Genomic DNA, 15,883 nt, shown 5'->3' with positions numbered 1-15,883 from the left:
GGTCTCGCCGGTGACCGGGTCGTCGATCGCGACGTGGACCGACCCGCCGGCCGGTGCCGCGGACAGGCCGAGCATGTCCAGGGAGTCGAGCAGTTCCCGGCACTGGGCGGCGGAGATCAGCTGCCCGTCCAGCTCCGCCGGCGCGGCGCCGGCGGGTGCGTCGTGCCGCAGCGAGGGCAGCGCGGCGTGGAGGGTCAGGTGCGCGGTCACCGGTGGGCGGCTGGTGTCCCACGGCCGCAGGATCAGGTCCAGCGCCGCCGCCGACCGCAGCACGCCGATGGGCCGGTCGTCGCCGTCGGCGCGCATCCACCGCGCGTACTGGTCGACCGCGTCGCGGGCTGCGTGCACCGCCGGCAGCGGGCCCTCGATGACCAGCCGGCCCAGGTCGTCGGCGGTGCGCTCGACGCGCACGTCGGCTCTGCGCTCGGCGTCCTTCCGGCGGCGCTCCCTGGCCTCGGCGTCCACCCGGTAGAGGTGGTAGCGGACCCGGTCACCCAGCCGGGACGGCGGGCAGTCCGCGGCACCGGGGAGCACCCGCGCCTGCACTCCGGCGGCGACGGCGTCGGGGGCGTCGCCGAGCAGGTCGAGCAGGATCCGTGCCTTGCGGATGCTCAGCCGCCCGGCGAACAGCTCCGCCCACGTGGGCGCGAGCTTGGTGGTGAGCAGGATCGACTCGGCGGCCAGGCGACCGGCCTCGGCCTCCGAGCAGCCGCGGATCACCGCGAGCTCGGAGACGAAGTCATCGGAGACGTCGGCGAGCGCGGCCGGGCGCATCGCCCGGGAGTCCGGCCCCGGGCCGCCGCGGGGGCCGTAGTCGGCATCCCGCTCGGCCGAGCGCCGACGCGCCAGCTCGGCGATCGCGGCCGCCTGCCGGGCGTACTCCCGGGCCATGTGGGCATCGGCCGACCAGATGTCGCACACCAGCTCGAACTCGGCCGATGCCGGCGGCACCACCTCGCCGGGCAGCAACGGCATCGGTACGCCGTCGCCGGGCGGGCACGAGCCGTCGTCCTCCATGGCTGCACGGTAGGCAGGGGGTACGACAGTTCCCGCTGGTCAGCCGAGTGGGGGAAGCAGGGCGCCGCAGGCCGGTCCACGGAGCACAGCCTGCTGCCCGCGGTTCCGCAGTTGCCCGGCCGGACCGACGGCCGGGTCGGCGAACGCCTCCCGGCACGTCGCAGCGCCGGTCCGGCGGCGGCACCCCGGTGGCCCGTACCGCCGGGCGCGCGCACCCCCGGGCGGTGGCAGGATCGACGCATGAGCCCACCCCCGCACCCCCGGGTGGCCGCCGTCGCCCGGGCCCTCGCCGCGGCCGGCGCCGAGGGTGAGGTGCGCACCCTCCCCGCGGAGGTCCGCACCGCGGCCGCCGCCGCCGACGCGCTGGGCGTCCCGGTCGGCGCGATCGTCAACAGCCTGGTGTTCCTCGCCGACGGCGCGCCGCTGCTCGTGCTGACCAGCGGCGCGCACCGGGTCGACGTCCTCCAGGTCGCGGCGCTGCTCGGCGTCGGCTCCCTGGTCCCGGCGCCGCCGGACGTCGTCCGCGAGGAGACCGGCCAGCCCATCGGCGGGGTGGCCCCGGTGGGGCATCCCGCCCCCCTGGGCACGCTGGTCGACGTGGAGCTCGCCCGCTACGACCGGCTGTGGGCCGCGGCGGGGCACCCGGCCGCGGTCTTCCCCACCAGCTACGACGAGCTGCTCCGCATCACCGCCGGCACCGCGGCCGAGGTGGGCGGGGGCCTCCTCGACGGCACCGCCACCACCGTCGGCGGGGACCCCGTGCCCGACGCGTCCCCGCCTGATCCCGCCGGGGCGGTCGCCCCGTGACGGGCACCCGCCCCGCCACCCGCGTCCTCGAGCTGCCCGTCCCGTGGATGCGCGAGCACATGCACGAGGTGCTGGCGATCTACGGGCTGGCCATGGGCTACGACTCGGGCATCGTCGCCGGCCGGTACGGCTACGCCGTCCAGCACACCGAGCGCCCCGGGTTCCGCGCCGTGGGCGCCTTCGCCCGCACCCCCGAGGGCGAGCGGCTGGTCGGTTTCGGCTACGGCTACCTCATCGCCCCCGGGCAGTGGTGGCACGACCAGGTGCGGGCCGCGCTCGACCGGCGGACGGCGAAGAAGTGGCTGCCCGGCGCCTTCGAGGTGTGCGAGCTGCACGTGCACCCCGACACCCAGAGCCAGGGCCTCGGTCGGCAGCTGCTGCACGCCCTGGTCGAGGGCCTGCCGCACCCGGTCGCGCTGCTCTCCACGCCGGACGCCGACACCAAGGCCTTCCGGCTGTACCGCGCCGACGGCTTCGTCGACCTGGCCCGCGGCTACCACTTCCCGGGCGACTCCCGGCCCTTCGCGATCCTCGGCGCCCGGCTGCCGCTGCATCCGCACGACCCGTCCGCGGCGAACCCCCGGTCGTGATCACCTCCCCCTCCGGCAGCGTTCCCCCCGACCCCGTGGACGTCGTCGTCGTCGGCGCCGGGCACAACGGCCTCGTGGCCGCCTGCTACCTCGCCCGGGCGGGCCTGTCCGTGGAGGTCGTCGAGTCCGACGACGTCCTCGGCGGGGCGGTCTCGACCGTGGAGCGCTGGCCCGGGGTACGCGTGGACCGCGGGTCCAGCGCGCACGTGATCGTCCGGCACAGCGGCATCGTCGAGGAGCTCGGGCTCGCCGAGCACGGCCTCCGCTACATCGACTGCGACCCCTGGGGCTTCGCACCCGCACCCTCCCCCGGCGCCCCGGGCCCGGACGGCCGGCCGCTGGTGCTCTCCGTCGACCTCGACGCCACCTGCGCCTCCATCGAGGCCGCCTGCGGGCCCGACGACGCCGCCGCCTACCGCCGCTTCGTCGAGGTGTGGGGGCCACGCAGCCGCGCCGTCGTCGCGTCGTTCGGCCGGGCGCCGTCGGCCGGCGGGCTGCTCCGCTCGTTCTGGCCGCTGGGCGCGCCCGCCGAGGGGCGGCCGCGCACCCCGGGCGGCGAGCTCGCCGTCGACTTCCTGGGCTCCGGCGACGCGCTGCTGGACAAGTGGTTCACCAGCGAGCGGCTCAAGGCGGCGCTGGCCTGGTTCGGCGCGCAGTCCGGCCCGCCGATGTCCGAGCCCGGCACCGCCGCGATGGTCGGCTGGGTGGCGCTCCTGCACGACGTCCCGCCCGGCCACCCGGTCGGCGGCTCCGGTGGCCTGACACAGGCGCTGCGCCGGCGGCTGGAGTCCGACGGCGGCCGGGTGGTGCTCGGCGACGGCGCCGCGCGGCTGCTCGTGGAGGACGGCCGGGTCGCCGGCGTCGAGACGCGGTCCGGCCGCGTCGTGCGGGCGCCATCGGTGGTGGCCGCCTGCCACATCGGCGTCACCCGCGAGCTGGCCGGGGACGCCGCGCCCCCCGTGCTCGCCGACGCCGCGCCGCCCGTCGGCAACGGCTTCGGGCTGGTCGTGCGGGCGCTGACCGACGCCCCGCCGTCCTACCCCGGTGCCGGCCCGGAGGCGCTGCAGGGGCTGCAGCTGCTGTGCACCGACCGCGCCCAGTTGGCCGCCGCGCACGGCGACTGGGGTGCCGGGCGGCTGCCCCGCGAGCCGGTGCCGCTGGCGATGTCGTTCTCCGCCAGCGACGGGACGCTGGCCCCGCCCGGGCAGCACGTCGTCACCGTCTGGGGCCAGTGGTACCCGTACGCGCTGGCCGACGGCGGCGACTGGGATGAGCTGGCCGACGCCGAGGCCCGCCGCCTGGTGGCCGCCGTCGACCGCTACGCCCCCGGCTTCGCGGATTCGGTGCGGGAGACCTACGTGCAGACCCCGCTCGCCCTGGAGCGGGAGCTGTCACTCCCCCGTGGCAACGTCATGCACGTGGAGATGGGTCTGGCCAGCATGTTCGCCCTCCGCCCCACCCCGGGGCTGTCGGGCTACCGCGTACCGGGGCTGACCGGCCTCTACCTGGCCGGCGCCTCGACCCACCCCGGCGGGGGCGTCTCGGGCAACTCCGGGCGGACGGCGGCGCGCACGGTGCTCGCCGACCGTCACGCGCTGCCCCGGGCGCGGGCCGTCGCCGGCCGGGTGCTGCACCGGGTGCGCGGCGGGGCGCGGCAGGCGTGACGACGACCGCACCGGCCCCCGCGCCCGCCGCCGTGCGCGTGGTCCCCTGGGCCCTGACCGCGGCGCTGGTCGCCACGGCGATCGCCTACCCGCTCGCCTCGGGCTCGTTCCGGGACACCGTCTCCTGGGGCATCGTGCTGCTCGGGTCGGCGCTGTCGGTCGCGCACGCGGGACTCAGCCGCGGCGCCCGCACCGGCGTCGGCGTGCTGGTGCTGGTCGCCCTCGTCTCGATCGCCTTCGAGTCCGTGGGGGTGGCCACCGGGTTCCCCTACGGCAGCTACTCCTACAGCGACGTCCTCGGCCCCACCCTGCTCGGCGTCCCGTTCCTGGTGCCGCTGGCGTGGCTGATGATGGCCTGGCCCAGCTGGCTGCTCGGCGAGGTGCTGGCCCGGCCGGTGCGCGCGTCCCGCCGCCGACCGGCGCGCATCGCCTGGGCCGCGGCGGTCTTCGCGGCGTGGGACGTCGTCCTCGACCCGCAACTGGTGCAGGCCGGCTACTGGACGTGGGCCGACCCGAGCCCCGGGCTGCCGGGCATCGGCACCGTGCCGCTGACCAATCTGGCCGGCTGGCTGCTGGCCGGGCTGGTGCTGATGACACTGCTGGACCTGCTGGTCGAGCGCACCGCCCGGGCGCCGCGCACCGGTCCGGGCGCCCCGCTGTTCGCGCTGGTGTGGATGACGCTCGGGGGCGCGCTCGCGCACGTCGGCTGGCTGGGCCTGCCGGGGTCGGCGGCCTGGGGTGCCGGTCTCGGGGCGGCCGTGCTGGTCGTCCTCGCGGTGCAGCACCGGCGCGCGGGACGACCGTGAGCGGACGCCTGCTCCGCGTGCTGGCGGGCGTCTCGGTCGCCGGGGCGGTGCACGCCGCGGTGAACAGCGCGCTGCTGCGCCGCCCCCCGGCCGACCCGCCGCCGGTGGCCCGCCCGGTCACGGTGGTGCTGCCGGTGCGCGACGAGGTCGACCAGGTCGCCGGCTGCCTGGAGGCCCTGCTCGACCAGCGCGGGGTGGTCCGGCTCCGCGTCGTCGTCGTGGACGACGGCTCGACCGACGGCACCGCCGACGTCGTGCGGGCGGTCCCCGACCCCCGGGTGCGGCTGGTGGCCGCGCCGCCGCTGCCGGTCGGGTGGCTGGGCAAGCCGCACGCCTGCGCCGTGGGTGCCGCCGCGGCCGAGGGCGGGGTCGACGAGGTGCTGGTGTTCGTCGACGCCGACGTCCGGCTCTTCCCCGACGCGATCGCCGCCGCGGTCGCGGTGCTCGACGGGCACCGCCTGGACCTGGTCTCGCCGTGGCCCCGGCCGCTCGCGGTGGGCGCCGCCGAGCGCCTCGTGCAGCCGCTGGCGCCCTGGCTGTGGACCACGACCCTGCCGCTGCGGCTGGCCGAGCGCTCGCCCCGGCCCTCGCTGGCCGCCGCCAACGGCCAGTTCCTCGTGGTGCGCCGTGGCGCGTACGTGCGCGCCGGCGGCCACGCGGCGGTGCGCGGCGAGGTGCTCGAGGACATCGCCCTGCTGCGGGCGGTCAAGCGCACCGGCGGCCGAGGCGTGCCCATCGACGGCTCCTGCCTCGCCGCCTGCCGGATGTACGAGGGCTGGGACGCCGTCCGCGACGGCTACGCCAAGTCGCTGTGGGCCTCCGTGGGCGGGACGCCGGCGGGCGGGGTGGCCGCCGCGGCCGCGCTCACCGCCGTCCACGTCGTCCCGCCGCTCGCCGCCCTCCGCGGCTCCCGCGCCGGGCTGGTGGGCTACCTGGCCGGGGTGGCCGGCCGGGTGGCCAGCGCTCGGGTGAGCGGCGGCCGGGTGTGGCCCGATGCGCTCGCCCACCCGCTGTCGGTGCTGGCCCTGGACGTCCTGATGCTCCACTCGGTGCGGGGGCGGCGGCGCGGCACGCTGCGGTGGCGCGGCCGACCCGTCGACGCGACCGGGCCGGCGGCGTCGGCGACGATGGGCCGGTGACCTCCGCCGAGCAGCAGCGCCCGCGCACCACCTTCGACCCCGCCGCGATGGACACCGGTGCCTTCTACCGGGTGCTCAACAGCGTCGTCGTGCCCCGTCCGATCGCGTGGGTGTGCAGCCGCTCCGCCGACGGGGTGCACAACCTGGCGCCGCACTCCTTCTACACCGTCGCCTGCGTCGACCCGCCGATCGTGCAGTTCACCTCCGTGGGCCGGAAGGACTCGCTGCGCAACGTGGAGGCCACCGGCGAGTTCACCGTGAACCTCACCCCGGAGCCGCTGTTCGAGCAGGTCAACGCCACGGCCACCGACTTCCCGCCGCACACCAGCGAGGCCGAGCAGGCCGGGGTGCGGCTGGAGCCGGCCGACACGGTCGGGGCCATGCGCGTGGCGGAGTCGCCCGTCTCGATCGAGTGCGTCCTGCACTCCACCCTGCGCCTCGGCGACAGCACCGTCGTCCTCGGCCGGGTGCAGCACATCAGCGTGTGGGCCGACGCCGTGCGGGACGGGCGGCCGCGGATCGAGCACCTCAAGCCGTTGGCGCGGCTCGGCGGCAACGAGTGGACGACGATCGGCGAGGTGCGCGAGATCGCCCGCATCCCGCACCGGGCGTGGGCCGCGGACCCGTCGATCGGAGAGGCCCTCCGCCGCCGCGACGATCAGGGAACCTGATCGTGCAGCGTCCTCCCTCACCGCAGACCACGAGGGAGGACGCTCGATGATCAGGTTTCCTGATCCCGGCGGAGGTCAGCCCGGCAGGTGGGCAGCGACCTCGTCCGCGGCCTCGGCGCCGAACGCCTCGGTGAACCGCTCCAGGAAGCTCTGCCGCGGGAGGTCGTACTCCTGGGTGCCGATCACCTCGACCGATGCGGTGGCGACGGCGGAGCCCAGCTGCGTGGCCCGCGCCAGCCCCAGACCCCAGGTGCGGCCCGCGATGAACCCGGCGCGCAGCGCATCGCCGCCACCGGTGGGCTCCACCGGCTTGGTCTCGGGCACCGCGATCACCGAGAGCGGCTCCTCGCCCTCCCGCCGCACCAGGACACCGTCGGCGGCGCGCGTGGTCACCCAGGTGCCGACCCGGGCGAGCACCTCGTCGGCGGTCCAGCCGGTCTTCTGCAGCAGCAGCGCCGCCTCGTACTCGTTGGTGAACAGCACCTCCGCTCCGTGGACCAGCTCGCGGATCATCTCGCCGTCGGCCCAGGCCAGCTGCTGGCTGGGGTCGGCGGCGAAGGCGTAGCCCCGCTGCCGGCACTCCTGCGTGTGCCGGACCATGGCGGTCGGGTCGTTCGGCCCGACGACGACGAGGTCGGGGCTGCCGACCCGCTCGACGACCGGCGCGAGCTCGATCTGCGCGGCCTCGGCCATCGCTCCCGAGTAGAACGACGCGATCTGGTTGTTCGCCTCGTCGGTCGTGCACACGAAGCGGGCGGTGTGCTTCAGCTCCGACCAGTGCACGCTGCCGGTGTCGACCCCGTGGCGCGACAGCCAGGCCTCGTAGTCGGCGAAGTCGTTGCCGACCGCCCCCACCAGCACCGGGGTCAGCCCGAGCAGCCCCATCCCGTAGGCCATGTTCGCCCCCGCGCCCCCGCGGTGCTGGACGAGGTCGTCGACCAGGAAGGAGAGGGAGACGTTCTCCATCTGTCCCTCGACGAACTGCTCGGTGAACCGACCGGGGAAGGTCATCAGGTGGTCGGTGGCGATGGAGCCGGTGACGACGACGGGCACGGGAGGCGCTCCTCCGGGTCGGGCTGCCTCGGGCCGCTGCGCCGCCGGGGGAAGCGGGGCGGGGAACGGGAGAGGAACGGTGGGGATCGGGCACCGCACACCCTAGGGGCCCTGTGCGGGCGCCGCCGTCGGAGAGACGGGTCAGCCCGACGGCGGGAGGTCGCCCTGGCCCGGACCGGCGAGCTCGGCCCCCAGCCACCGGCCCAGCTGCACCGTGCCGACGACGCCGAGGAGCAGCCCGGTGGCCGCGCCCGCGGTGGCGGTCAGGGTGGCGCCGTCGACGCCGGCGACCTCCAGGCCGCTGACCACCCCGGCCCCGCCGAGCGTGAGGCCCGCCATGGCCACCCGGGTCGGCCGCTCCCAGAGCGAGATGGGGCCGGTCCGGTGCACCCCGGCCTGCCCGGCCCGGGCGCGCAGGTAGTCGGGCAGCCAGCACAGCGCGCCGAACGCGACCGCCAGCCAGCCCGGCGCCCCGGCCACCCACAGCGCAGCCGCGTAGGCGACCTCGGTGAGCCGGTCGACGACGGAGTCGAGGACGAATCCGCGCTGCGAGGCGCGCCCGGTGCCGATCGCCAGCGCGCCGTCGAGGCTGTCCAGCAGCCCGGAGAGCCCCACCAGCACCCCGGCCAGGACCAGCCAGGCGCCGCCCGCAGCCGCCGGGGGCACGGCCGCGGCCGCGACGACCACGCCGGCGGCGGTGGCGACGACCGGGGGCAGCGCGGCCAGCGGCCGGGCGAGCGCGTGGGCGAGCGTCAGCCAGCCCCGCACGAGAGGTGCGGACGTGTCGGCGCCGCCGTGCCAGCGCGACCAGGCCTCGAGGTACTCCTCCCGGCTCAGCACGGTGCCCCCTCCCGCGACCGGCGCCGTCCGGTGACGCCGACGCCTCCACCAGGGACAGTAGGTGAGTGCTCGCCGGTCTCTCCCCCGCCCGCCGCCGTTTGGTCGTCGCGGTGCTGGCCCTCGTCACCGCCGCCGTCGTCGCCCTCGGCGTGCTGCTGGTCACCCGGGGCGCCGACGTCGAGGGCCCCGGCCCGCAGGCGCGTCCGGGGCCGGTGCTGCTGGTGCCCGGGTACGGCGGGGGGACGACGTCGCTGCTGACGCTGGCCGACCGGCTGGAGCAGGCCGGCCGCGACGCCACCGTGGTCCCGCTGCCCGGGGACGGCACCGGGGACCTGGGCGAGGCGGCCGCGGCGCTCGACGAGGCCGCCCGCGCAGCCCTGGAGCGCACGGGCGAGGAGAGCGTGGACGTCGTCGGGTACTCGGCCGGCGGGGTGATCGCCCGCCTCTGGGTGGCCGACGGCGGCGCGGAGGTGGCCCGCCGGGTGGTGACGCTGGGCTCGCCGCACCACGGCACCGGCCTCGCCGACCTCGCCGGCCAGATCGCCCCGGCCTCGTGCCCGGAAGGGTGCCGGCAGCTCGCGAGCGACAGCCCCGTCCTCGCCCGGCTCAACGCGGGCGACGAGACGCCGGACGGCGTGGGCTGGGTGTCGGTGTGGACGACGCTCGACCGCACGGTGACCCCGCCGGACTCGGCCCGGCTCGAGGGGGCGCTCAACCTGACCGTGCAGGAGGTCTGCGCGGACAGCCGGGTCGGGCACGGGCAGCTACCCGGCGACCCGCTGGTGCAGGCGATCGTGCTCGAGCAGCTCACCGCCGGGGAGCCGGTGGCGCTGGACACCGCCGACTGCGCCCGCCTCGGCGGCTGACGGCCCCCTGCAGGGTCCCACCGCGAGCCCGCAGGAGAGGCTTGCTCAGCTGGTGATGTCCTTGGTCGTGAAGTTCGCCCAGGCGGCGGCGAGCAGCACCCCCACGTAGACCGCCTGCAGCGCGAGCCCGCGGGTGATGTCCCGCCAGAGGATCGGGTCGCGGAAGAGGTCGACGAAGGCCAGCCAGTAGCGCGTCGGCAGGTAGGGCGCGATCGGCGAGGCGGCGTCGAGGGTGAACAGCAGCGAGGACGTGACCAGCACGGCCAGCGCACCCATCGTCGCCCCGAGCGGTGAGTCGGTGAGCGTCGAGAAGAACAGCGCGAAGGCCGCGACGCCGAGCATCGACACCCCGACGTAGCCGACCGCCAGCACGGTGCGGACGGCCAGCTCCTCCGCGGTGAGCGACGTCCCGGAGACCGACGTCCCCGCCCCCGGTACCGCCTCGAACAGCGTCGTGCCCACCAGGTAGCCGACGGCCGCCACCACGACCACGGTGACCAGCACGAAGGCCAGCACGGCCACGAGCTTGGCCACCAGCAGCCGGGTCCGCCCCGCCGGCCGGGCCAGCAGGTAGCGCAGCGTGCCGGCCTGCGCCTCGCCGGCGACCGAGTCACCGGCGACCACCGCGACCGCGATGGGCAGGAACAGCGGCAGCACGATCGCCAGCGCGGCCAGCGGGTACAGCGCGCCGTTGGTGAGGACGGCGGAGAGGAACGGCGGGCCCTCCCCCGGCCGGGGCGCCAGGTCGGTGAGCACGAGCAGCACCGCCACGAGCACCGGCAGCGCGTTGAGGACGGCGATGATCGCCCAGGTGCGGGGCCGGCGGAACAGCTTGCGCAGCTCGACGGCGATCACGGCGTCCGCTCCACCCGGTCGGCGCTGGTGGTCGCGGCCGCCAGCACCACCTCCTCGAGCGTCGGGCGGTCGGCCGCGAGGCCGGTGACCGGGATCCCGGCGCGCACGAGCAGGGCGTTCACCTCGGCGGGGTCGCCGCCGCGCACCACCACCCGCTCGCCGTCCACGGCGGCGACCCGCCCGTCGAGGACCGCCCGCACCTGCTCGGGGGTGGGTGTGCGCACGACGGTCGCGCCGGTCGGGGCGGTCAGGGTGGCCAGGTCGTCCTGCAGCACCAGGCGGCCGCGGTCCAGCACGCCCACGCGGGTGCACAGCTGCTCCACCTCGGCCAGCAGGTGGCTGGAGAGGAAGACCGTCGTCCCGCCGCGGTGCAGGTCCAGGAGCAGCTCCCGGATCTCGGAGATGCCCTGCGGGTCCAACCCGTTGGTGGGCTCGTCGAGCACCAGGAGCTCGGGACGGCGCAGCAGCGCCCCGGCCAGGCCCAGGCGCTGCCGCATGCCGAGGGAGTAGGCCTTCACCGGCCGGCGTCCGACGCCACCCAGCCCGACCTGGTCGAGCACCTCGGCGACGCGCCGGCGGCGGTCGCGGCGCGCCCCACCGGGGCCGGCGGCGTCCAGCAGCGCGAGGTTTTCCCGGCCGGACAGGTGGCCGTAGGCGGCCGGTGACTCGATGAGCGCGCCCATCCGGGGCAGCACGCGGCGGCCGGCGCGCGGCATCCGCTCGCCGAGCAGGTCGATCTCCCCGCGGGTGGGCAGCACGAGGCCGAGCAGCATCCGGACGGTGGTCGTCTTCCCGGAGCCGTTGGCGCCGAGGAACCCGTAGACGTCGCCGGCGCGCACGTCCAGGTCGATGCCGTCGACGGCGTGCACCCGCCCGTACTGCTTGGCCAGGCCGCGGGTCGCGATGACCGTGCTCACGGCGACCCGCCCAGGGCCGGCAGCTGCGCGGCGGCCTCGACCAGCGCGTCGAGGGTGACCGTCCCGGTGAGCACGTACGGCCCCGCGTCCGGCGGGTCCAGCAGCATCAGCCCGACAGGGCCGGCCGCGATGCGGGTGCCTGCATCGTCGGTGACGGCGTCCGGGCTCTGCCCCAGCGTGCGGCGCAGGCCGTCGGCCAGCCGGCGCGGCACGGGGGCGACGGCGAGCAGGGTGACCCCGCGCCCGTAGAGCCCGATGCCGGGCGGTGCACCCTCGAGCGTCCGGCGCGGCAGCCCGGCCAGCGTGGCGGGGAGGCGCACCGGGGCCAGCCGCCGGCCGGCCTCCAGCACTATCTCGGCCTGGTCCGCGGTGCGCAGGCGCGCGTCCGGGGGCGGGACGAAGGACGTCGTCGCGGCGTCCGGGACCCCCAGCTCCAGGTCGAGGAACCGGGTGTCCAGCGCCGGCACCTCCGAGGTCTCGTCGAGGACGACCACCTGCAGCGGCAGTCCGCTGGCCCGGTCCACCCACACGTCGACCTGCCGCACCGCCGAGGCGGGCTCCGCGGGGGTGGTGCGCAGCCCGAGGGCGTCGCGTCCGGCGATCCGCCGGGCCCCGATGCGGGTCAGCTCCGCGTCGGCAGCCTCGGAGAGCAGCCGGCGGCCCAGGGTGGCGGGCAGCAGGTCCGGCGGCGCGGGGAGGGCGAGCGGCGTGGTGGCCGCACGCGTCGCGGTGGCGCGCTCGTACTCCCACGTCCAGGTGCCCCGCGCGTCGCGGTGGATGCCCGTCTCACCGGCCGTGGTGATCACGTCGACCCGGTGGTCGTCGGGCCCCCGCCACCACACGCGCATCTCGGTGCGGTCGCTGAACAGGTCGGCGACGGAGTCGAGCTGGTCGGTCACCGGCAGGGCCAGCCCCCCGGCCGACTCGGCGTACCCGGAGTACTGCACGTCGGCCGAGGCCAGCACCGCCGCGCGCAGCTCGGCCGCCGGCACGGACGGGTCGGCCACCGGCAGCGCGCCGACGAGCGCCGGCAGCGCGGCGAGGACCGCGACGACCACTCCCACGACGGCCCAGCGCGGAGCCGCCGCCCGCGGTCCGGACGCCATGGCGGCCACGTTAGCCCGCGGCCACCGGCGTCGTGGCCCGCCGGGATGCTCCACAGGGAACTCACAGCGAGGCCGGGCTACCCGAGTGCGACGACCAGGCAGCAGGCCGCCAGCACCAGCACCAGCGGCGTCATGACGAACCGCTCCGGCCGGCTCCGGGAGATCCCGTTCACCACGATGCCGAGGGAGAAGTAGCCGGTCAGCACCCAGATGCCGACGTCCGCCACGGCCCCGGGGAGCACCGCGAGCAGCCCGGCGGCCTGCAGGACCACCACGGCGAAGACCGCGTACAGGACGACGGAGACCGCGCTGCCGGTGCGCAGCCGCCGCGGCAGCACGTCGTGCTGGCCGCCCCACGCGAAGCGCCCCCAGGGACGACCGGCGGCGAGCGCCACCTGGAAGACGGCGAGGCCGGCGAGCACGACGCAGGCGAGGACGGCGGCTCCGGTGATCATGTTGGAGACGCTATCGGCGGCGGTCGACGTCATGATCACCGCGCGCCGACGGCCTCGACGGATCGGGGCCTTTCCCGCCCGCCCGGGACACCAGGGATGATCGACGTCATGAGCTCGGACCCGATCCGTTCGCCGCAGCGTCTGGCCGCCGTGGCACGGACCCGCCTGCTCGACAGCCCGCCGGAGGCCGAGTTCGACCGGCTCACCGAACTGGCCCGCGCCCTGCTGTCCGCACCGTTCGCCTTCGTGACCGTCGTCGACGACCGGCGTTCCTACTGGAAGAGCTGCCTCGGGGTGAACCTCCCGCCCGGTGTCCCGCCGCAGAACACCGTCGAGGAGTCGTTCTGCCAGTACGTCGTCAGCAGCGGCGAGCCGCTGGTGCTGGCCGACGTCCGGGAGGTCCCGCTGACCCGCGCCAACCCCTCCATCGAGTCGATGGGGGTCGTCGCGTGGGCCGGTTTCCCCGTGCGCACCCCCGACGGAGAGGTGCTCGGCACCTTCTGCGTGGTCGACACCCAGGTGCACGAGTGGAGCGACACCGACGTCGCGATGCTCGCCCACCTGGCCGCGGTGGCTTCCGACCAGGTCGCCCTGCGGATCGCCCTCGCCGACGCCGAGCGGCAACGGCAGCGCGCGGAGCTGCTGGACCGTTCGGCCACGCTGCTCACGGCCGGGCTCGAGATCGACGACGTGCTGGACGCCGTCGGGAAGCTGGCGGTGGACGCGCTGGGCGACCACGCGGCCGTGCACACCGTGCAGCCGGGCGGGGTGCTGCGCCTGGCCGCGGCGCGGTCCAGGAACGGATCGCCCCGGCCGGCGAGACGGGCACCCGTGCGCATCGGCACCGGCGATGCGCAGGGCCCCGGGCGGGTGGCGGCCACCGGCCACAGCGAACTCGTCACCGACGTCCCGGCGACGTTGGCGCCGCTCGACGAGCCGGTGCGCCGGGCCGCTGAGGCGCTGGGTGCGGTCAGCTCGGTGAGCGTCCCCCTGCGGCCGCCCGGCGCCGACGTGCTCGGCGTCCTCACCGTCGTGCGCACCGCTGGCTCCCCGCCCCACGACGCCGGCGACGTCGAGCTGGCCGAGGTGATCGCGGGCCGGGCCGCGCTGGTGCTCGACAACGCCCGGCGCTTCGGCCAGGAACGGGACTTCTCGCTGCGCCTGCAGGAGGCGCTGCTGACGCCCCCGCCCCAGCCCGAGCACCTGGCGATGGCCGTGCGCTACTCACCCGCGGAGCGCCGGACGGCGGTGGGCGGCGACTGGTACGACGCCTTCCTGCTGCCCGGCGGCGCCACGGCGCTCGTCATCGGCGACGTCACCGGGCACGACCGGACCGCCGCGGTCGCGATGGGGCAGCTGCGAGGACTCATCCGGGCCATCGCCTACGACACCGACGCCGCCCCGGCCGAGGTGCTGGAACGTAGTGACATCGCCGCGGCCGGGCTGGTGATGGAGACGACCGCGACCGCCCTGGTGGCCCGGATCGACCGGCCGGACCCCGGTTCCGGCGGCCGGGTGCTGCGGTGGTCCAACGCCGGCCATCCGGCTCCGGCGCTGCTCGACACCGACGGGCAGGTTCGGCTGCTGGACACGAAGCCGAACCGGATGCTGGGCGTGGAGCCGGCGGTGCGGCGCGACGAGCACACCGCGCTGCTGAGAGAGGGGCAGACGCTGCTGCTGTTCACCGACGGGCTGATCGAGCGCCGCGGAGCGGACTACGACCAGGGCATCGCCGCGCTGCTGCAGGCGCTGGCCGGCCTGCACGAGCTGCCGCTCGAGGACCTGGCCGACACCCTGCTGCGGCGGCTGCAGCCGGCCGTCGCTGAGGACGACGTCGCGCTGATCGCCGTCCGGGCCATGCCCGAGCCGACCTGACGGACGTCGTCTCGGTCCGGCACCGGCGGGTCACCGTGGTCGGTAGACATCGCGACGGTGGTCGATGCGGAGGACGACGACTTCGCGTGTGTCGTCCCGCACGCGGTAGAGCACTCGGTAGGTGCCACGCCGCGCCGCCCACACCCCGGCCAGATCACCACGCAGTTGCCCGCCCACTCGCTCCGGGTCGTCCACGAGTGCAGTGGTGAGGAAGTCGATCACTGCCGCGGCGACTGCCTCGGGAAGCCGCTCGGTCAGTGCTCGCCGAGCCGGCGGGGTGAGAACAGGCAGGCTCGGCGGCGAGCAAGGGAACGGGGTAGCTACGAGGCCAGCTGAACCACCGGCGCCGGTCGGACGGTGATCACCCGACCGGCGGAAGAGCCGGCGTCACGTCCGTGTGACCGAAATCGTCACCCTTGAACAGAAGCGGCTTCCCGCTCTCCACGGCGAGCGCATAGGCGAAGCAGTCCCCGAAGTTCAGCCGCGCCGCGTGTCCACGGCCTTTCCCGAAGTCCCGGTAGGCCGATCGGGCCACGAGCGCCTGACCGACCGTGACAGGAGCGATCTCCAGGTGCATGACCCGCACCAACTCGTCGAAGCGTCGCCGGGCGACCGGGTCCCGCGTCGCATCGACGACGATGGCCGCCTCGAGGTAGTTGGCGGCTGACATCTGAGGAGCAGCGTCCGCGGCGAGCGCGTCGATGAACGCCTCGGCGTCGGGCTCGTCCCGGATGATGGCGATCAACGCCGATGCATCGACGATCACGCGGGCATGCCGGCATCGTCGTACAGGAGCTCGCCGTGCTCGACGGTCGCCAGGTCTCCGCGGAAGCGGGGCGCGATCTCCTTGGCCAGAGCTCTGATGCGGTTCGCGCGGTCAGCGGTCGTCTCCACCGGAGAGTCGACCTGGAGGCGGGCCAGCTTTTCCCGCAGGGCCTGGGCCACGGCAGCGGTGATCGAGGTCCCGGTGACGGCGGCGACCTCACGTGCCAGCTCCTCCACCTCCGCGTTCTTGATGTTGAGACTCATGGTGGAAAACTACAACCCGCGTCCACCTTTCCACCAGCCCGTGCGAGCGGGCGCAGCGGACGGGCGGGGACCTCCCTCCGCTCGCGGCGCGGCAGGTTGCCGTGCTCGTGGTGTTGTCGCCGTCCTCGCGCTGCAGCACGAGGACGGCGGCGGCACGCTGAGGATCGCCATCCTGGGTCCGCAGTGGCCGGCG

The 15,883-nt window shown here is 76.1% G+C and carries 17 protein-coding genes and 1 pseudogene; 8 read left to right on the top strand and 10 right to left on the bottom strand.

All coding sequences use genetic code 11. The annotated features are described in order from the left end of the window. A pseudogene (locus BMW62_RS13585) lies at positions 1 to 1,017 on the bottom strand (DUF222 domain-containing protein); the annotation flags it as partial. 240 nt (positions 1,018 to 1,257) lie between these two features. Between BMW62_RS13585 and BMW62_RS13580 the strand changes: the two are divergent. From BMW62_RS13580 to BMW62_RS13555, 6 genes are read left to right on the top strand one after another with little or no spacing between them, the layout of a single operon-like run. Next, on the top strand, positions 1,258 to 1,824 hold the full coding sequence (locus BMW62_RS13580) for a YbaK/EbsC family protein (protein WP_091931382.1): 567 nt from the start codon (positions 1,258 to 1,260) through the stop codon (positions 1,822 to 1,824). Continuing rightward, on the top strand, positions 1,821 to 2,414 hold the full coding sequence (locus BMW62_RS13575; RefSeq protein ID WP_091931381.1) for a GNAT family N-acetyltransferase: 594 nt from the start codon (positions 1,821 to 1,823) through the stop codon (positions 2,412 to 2,414). The genes BMW62_RS13580 and BMW62_RS13575 overlap by 4 nt, the downstream gene beginning before the upstream one ends. Further along, positions 2,411 to 4,078, top strand: coding sequence for a phytoene desaturase family protein (locus tag BMW62_RS13570; protein WP_244524031.1), 1,668 nt, complete (start codon positions 2,411 to 2,413; stop codon positions 4,076 to 4,078). Before BMW62_RS13575 ends, BMW62_RS13570 begins: the two co-directional genes overlap by 4 nt. Further along, positions 4,075 to 4,884 (top strand): carotenoid biosynthesis protein, encoded by an 810-nt coding sequence (locus BMW62_RS13565; protein WP_091931380.1) that lies wholly within the window; start codon positions 4,075 to 4,077, stop codon positions 4,882 to 4,884. The genes BMW62_RS13570 and BMW62_RS13565 overlap by 4 nt, the downstream gene beginning before the upstream one ends. Continuing rightward, complete coding sequence (locus tag BMW62_RS13560) at positions 4,881 to 6,023, top strand: glycosyltransferase family 2 protein (RefSeq protein WP_091931379.1); 1,143 nt, start codon at positions 4,881 to 4,883, stop codon at positions 6,021 to 6,023. The genes BMW62_RS13565 and BMW62_RS13560 overlap by 4 nt, the downstream gene beginning before the upstream one ends. Then, a complete protein-coding gene (locus BMW62_RS13555) occupies positions 6,020 to 6,694 on the top strand; it encodes a flavin reductase family protein (protein ID WP_244524030.1) in 675 nt (224 codons plus the stop codon). Before BMW62_RS13560 ends, BMW62_RS13555 begins: the two co-directional genes overlap by 4 nt. Positions 6,695 to 6,769: 75 nt before the next feature. Here the strand turns inward: BMW62_RS13555 and BMW62_RS13550 are convergent, their stop codons facing one another. Together BMW62_RS13550 and BMW62_RS13545 are read right to left on the bottom strand one after the other, a co-directional pair. Then, entirely contained in the window at positions 6,770 to 7,747 is a 978-nt protein-coding gene (locus tag BMW62_RS13550) for a carbohydrate kinase family protein (RefSeq protein WP_091931378.1), read from the bottom strand. 141 nt (positions 7,748 to 7,888) lie between these two features. Then, the gene (locus BMW62_RS13545) at positions 7,889 to 8,587 is read right to left on the bottom strand and encodes a CDP-alcohol phosphatidyltransferase family protein (RefSeq protein ID WP_091931377.1); all 699 of its coding nucleotides are present in this window, start codon (positions 8,585 to 8,587) and stop codon (positions 7,889 to 7,891) included. A 65-nt stretch (positions 8,588 to 8,652) separates the two neighbouring features. Here BMW62_RS13545 and BMW62_RS13540 point away from each other — a divergent pair, with 65 nt between their 5' ends. After that, positions 8,653 to 9,453, top strand: coding sequence for a lipase family alpha/beta hydrolase (locus tag BMW62_RS13540; protein ID WP_091931376.1), 801 nt, complete (start codon positions 8,653 to 8,655; stop codon positions 9,451 to 9,453). A 45-nt stretch (positions 9,454 to 9,498) separates the two neighbouring features. On the opposite strand, the gene BMW62_RS13535 is transcribed toward BMW62_RS13540, so the two are convergent. The 4 genes from BMW62_RS13535 to BMW62_RS13520 all read right to left on the bottom strand — a co-directional run bounded on the left by BMW62_RS13535 (position 9,499) and on the right by BMW62_RS13520 (position 12,786). Continuing rightward, positions 9,499 to 10,308, bottom strand: coding sequence for an ABC transporter permease (locus tag BMW62_RS13535; protein WP_091931375.1), 810 nt, complete (start codon positions 10,306 to 10,308; stop codon positions 9,499 to 9,501). After that, positions 10,305 to 11,225, bottom strand: coding sequence for an ABC transporter ATP-binding protein (locus BMW62_RS13530; protein WP_091931374.1), 921 nt, complete (start codon positions 11,223 to 11,225; stop codon positions 10,305 to 10,307). Before BMW62_RS13530 ends, BMW62_RS13535 begins: the two co-directional genes overlap by 4 nt. Further along, the gene (locus BMW62_RS13525) at positions 11,222 to 12,331 is read right to left on the bottom strand and encodes a sigma-E factor regulatory protein RseB domain-containing protein (RefSeq protein ID WP_139206264.1); all 1,110 of its coding nucleotides are present in this window, start codon (positions 12,329 to 12,331) and stop codon (positions 11,222 to 11,224) included. The genes BMW62_RS13530 and BMW62_RS13525 overlap by 4 nt, the downstream gene beginning before the upstream one ends. 77 nt (positions 12,332 to 12,408) lie before the next feature. Then, positions 12,409 to 12,786 (bottom strand): hypothetical protein, encoded by a 378-nt coding sequence (locus BMW62_RS13520; protein ID WP_091931405.1) that lies wholly within the window; start codon positions 12,784 to 12,786, stop codon positions 12,409 to 12,411. Between the two features lie 108 nt (positions 12,787 to 12,894). On the opposite strand from BMW62_RS13520, the gene BMW62_RS13515 reads away from it, so the two are divergent. Continuing rightward, a complete protein-coding gene (locus BMW62_RS13515; protein ID WP_170852369.1) occupies positions 12,895 to 14,661 on the top strand; it encodes a GAF domain-containing SpoIIE family protein phosphatase in 1,767 nt (588 codons plus the stop codon). A gap of 30 nt (positions 14,662 to 14,691) precedes the next feature. Here the strand turns inward: BMW62_RS13515 and BMW62_RS13510 are convergent, their stop codons facing one another. The 3 genes from BMW62_RS13510 to BMW62_RS13500 form a co-directional block, all read right to left on the bottom strand. Further along, positions 14,692 to 14,919, bottom strand: a complete 228-nt coding sequence (locus tag BMW62_RS13510) for a type II toxin-antitoxin system RelE family toxin (protein ID WP_348271461.1) — start codon at positions 14,917 to 14,919, stop codon at positions 14,692 to 14,694. A 103-nt stretch (positions 14,920 to 15,022) separates the two neighbouring features. Continuing rightward, positions 15,023 to 15,427 carry a type II toxin-antitoxin system VapC family toxin gene (locus BMW62_RS13505; RefSeq protein WP_091931371.1) on the bottom strand — a complete coding sequence of 135 codons (405 nt, stop codon included), beginning with the start codon at positions 15,425 to 15,427 and terminating at the stop codon, positions 15,023 to 15,025. Continuing rightward, entirely contained in the window at positions 15,424 to 15,690 is a 267-nt protein-coding gene (locus BMW62_RS13500) for a type II toxin-antitoxin system VapB family antitoxin (RefSeq protein ID WP_091931370.1), read from the bottom strand. Before BMW62_RS13500 ends, BMW62_RS13505 begins: the two co-directional genes overlap by 4 nt. Between the last annotated feature and the right edge of the window lie 193 nt (positions 15,691 to 15,883).

Source organism: Blastococcus sp. DSM 46786 (assembly GCF_900109665.1).
Lineage (GTDB): Bacteria > Actinomycetota > Actinomycetes > Mycobacteriales > Geodermatophilaceae > Blastococcus > Blastococcus carthaginiensis.
Note: the sequence above shows the minus strand (reverse complement) of the source record. Positions and strands in the feature narration are given on the sequence as shown.

Coding starts and splice junctions, on each gene's coding strand:
- BMW62_RS13580 (WP_091931382.1), top strand. CDS start 1,258: ATGAGCCCACCCCCGCACCCCCGGGTGGCCGCCGTCGCCCGGGCCCTC.
- BMW62_RS13525 (WP_139206264.1), bottom strand. CDS start 12,331: ATGGCGTCCGGACCGCGGGCGGCGGCTCCGCGCTGGGCCGTCGTGGGA.
- BMW62_RS13520 (WP_091931405.1), bottom strand. CDS start 12,786: ATGATCACCGGAGCCGCCGTCCTCGCCTGCGTCGTGCTCGCCGGCCTC.
- BMW62_RS13515 (WP_170852369.1), top strand. CDS start 12,895: ATGAGCTCGGACCCGATCCGTTCGCCGCAGCGTCTGGCCGCCGTGGCA.
- BMW62_RS13500 (WP_091931370.1), bottom strand. CDS start 15,690: ATGAGTCTCAACATCAAGAACGCGGAGGTGGAGGAGCTGGCACGTGAG.